The 522-nt window shown below is 58.0% G+C and carries 1 protein-coding gene; it reads left to right on the forward strand.

The window, feature by feature from the left end; genetic code table 11:
- Window positions 1-522, forward strand: a 522-nt coding sequence (locus J5224_RS35105) for an anion permease (protein WP_264629400.1), incomplete at both ends; no start/stop codon positions are given.

The following is a 522-nucleotide window of genomic DNA, read 5'->3' on the forward strand; positions in this document are numbered from 1 at the left end:
TCTGGTGGTCTGCATCGGCAACGTCAACGATATTACCGCCGCGCTGTTTATGACCGCCTATACCGGCAACCTGCTGGCAGTCAAACTGGCTGCCAACGCGGGCGTGCACATCACCTGGGGCAGTTGGTTTCTGGCCGCCGTGGTGCCTTGCCTGATCTCCCTGATGATCGTTCCACCGTTGGTGCTGTGGTTGACCAAACCGGAAATCCGCCACACGCCTGATGCACCTAAGCTGGCAATCAGCGAACTGGAAAAAATGGGACCGATGGCGCGTGGTGAATGGCTGATGGCCGTCACCGTACTGCTGCTGTTGGTGCTGTGGATTTTTGGCGACACGCTGGGCGTAGATGCCACCACCGCGTCCTTTGTCGGCCTCTCCTTCCTGCTGTTGAGCGGCGTGCTGCGCTGGGAGGACATCAAAAGCGAAAAAGGGGCCTGGGATACGTTGATCTGGTTCGCTGCGCTGCTGATGATGGCTAACCAGCTTAAAAAGCTGGGCTTCACCACCTGGTTTGGCGATCT

The sequence above is a fragment of the Candidatus Symbiopectobacterium sp. NZEC135 genome (assembly GCF_025962695.1).